Genomic DNA, 1786 nt, shown 5'->3' with positions numbered 1-1786 from the left:
TGATCGGTAAGATGTGTGTAAGATTAAGACGCGGCAGTTAATTTTTATTATTTTGGCTTCTTGTATTTGCATATGGTAAAAGTGATAAAAAAATGCGTAAAATTTAGCCTAAAAGTAACTATAAAAATTTGTTTTATGCTTTAAAATTTGGTTTATTTTATTCAAATAGCCATAAACGCTACTTCCGCTTCGCCGATATTAATGACCTTGCCTTTGCGCGCCATCACGCCTAGGCCGTGCTCCATGTCCCACGAGTAGCTAAACTCAAAGCCGATTTTGCGTCGTCTAGGATATAGATATTTTACAGCTCCAATAGTTCGCTAAGCTCCTGTGGCGTGCTGATGCCTGGCATGAAATCGCTTTTCGTCTCACTCGGATAGTCGTAGATCTCCTGCCATTTTGGGTAGTTTTTTAAAATTTCAGCTAAGATGTCTGTTAAAAATTCTTCCTGATTTTGCTTTAGAAATTCTACGCGTCCGATTGTGCCTGGCTAGGCTCGCCTGTCTCTTAGCTATCTTCATCTAAAAAGGTGCAGCGAAATTCGCCCTCTTGTTCTAAAGCTTTACCGAAATACTCCAGCCGCAGCGGGAAACTAAAGTCCTTGTATTCCTCATCTTCAAATTTAGGCAAAATTTTAGGCTCCGCAAGATGTGCATTAAAAAACTCCGCGACCTTTGGGCTGCGGATGAAAAGATACTCCTCAATCGCTTCGTAACTTTTGCACAAAAATTTAAGCGCCTCCTGCTCTGCTTCGCACTCGAGGCAGCATTCGCCTTTATAATAATCGCTCACGTAGGGCGGATTTTCATTACTTCTGGCGTACTTGTCCATCTCGTCTAGCCAGCGCAGCATATTTGGGGCGTCGCGCCCATTTGTACTCATTTACCATGCGCGCCGCGTAGATGTATGAGGCATAGACGCGGTTTTTCTCATCGTCCGCCTCCGCCCATTTTGCCTCGATAAAGCAGATAATTTCCACCTTTGTAATCTTGGATTTTTTAAGCAGCGATCTGTCTAAGAAGACGCCGATCTCATCCATTATTTTTTACGCGTCCATTACTACTCCTTTATAAATTTTTTGCCGATCTGCCTTACGGTCTGAAAATAATCGCCGAATTTTTCCTCGACTTTTTTGAAATTTTTTATCTTGTATACGTCCTTTTTGTCGCGATGACAAAGCATTAAATAGATCGTAAAGTGTAAAATATCTAAAATTTCAGCCCTTAAATTTTTATCTTCTATCTTGGTTTGTAGGCAGATTTTTAGAATTTTTTTGAAAATTTTCTTATCAAAATAGCAAAAATCATAGAGCAAAACGAAAAATGAGCCGTCATTGCTCCTATCTACCTGCGCCCTTAAAAAGGCTATATCATCGCTTGCGTTCGTCATTAAAGCCACCTTTACTATTAGTTTAAGCCCAAATAGCACGGCGGCGCCGATGAAAATAATCGAGCAATGTTGGTGCGATCATTTTTTCTCGGCGTTAGTTAAATTTTGCGTTGCAGGCGCGCTCTTAGGGCCGGTCTTGCGGCTGGGATTAGTTAGCAAAACTTGATCTTTCCTGCCGCTAATTTTGATTGTCGGCTCGTTTGTACCAGCCCTCTCTCGCACCTTTGCGGATGAAATTTTATCGGCATCTATACCGTTCTGAGCCGAAATTCTATTTTTCTCATTTCTTTGCTTGAGCTGTCCGCATGCCGCGCTGATATCGAGCCCTTTGCTCTGGCGGATCGTGCAGGTGATGCCGTGAGTGCAGAGATAGTCTTGGAATTTCACCATATCGCTA

General features: G+C 42.0%; 3 protein-coding genes and 1 pseudogene. All 4 read right to left on the bottom strand.

What is annotated here, in order from left to right:
- Positions 1–507: 507 nt before the first annotated feature.
- Entirely contained in the window at positions 508–831 is a 324-nt protein-coding gene (locus Q0413_RS02745) for a hypothetical protein (RefSeq protein WP_298987051.1), read from the bottom strand.
- Positions 809–1039 carry a hypothetical protein gene (locus tag Q0413_RS02740; RefSeq protein WP_298987049.1) on the bottom strand — a complete coding sequence of 77 codons (231 nt, stop codon included), beginning with the start codon at positions 1037–1039 and terminating at the stop codon, positions 809–811. The genes Q0413_RS02745 and Q0413_RS02740 overlap by 23 nt, the downstream gene beginning before the upstream one ends.
- Before the next feature lie 20 nt (positions 1040–1059).
- On the bottom strand, positions 1060–1389 hold the full coding sequence (locus Q0413_RS02735) for an Imm41 family immunity protein (protein WP_298987047.1): 330 nt from the start codon (positions 1387–1389) through the stop codon (positions 1060–1062).
- Positions 1390–1467: 78 nt separating this feature from the next.
- Positions 1468–1786: pseudogene (locus Q0413_RS02730) on the bottom strand (23S rRNA (adenine(2503)-C(2))-methyltransferase RlmN); the annotation flags it as partial.

Source organism: uncultured Campylobacter sp., assembly GCF_938045465.1.
GTDB lineage: Bacteria > Campylobacterota > Campylobacteria > Campylobacterales > Campylobacteraceae > Campylobacter_B.
Note: the sequence above shows the minus strand (reverse complement) of the source record. Positions and strands in the feature narration are given on the sequence as shown.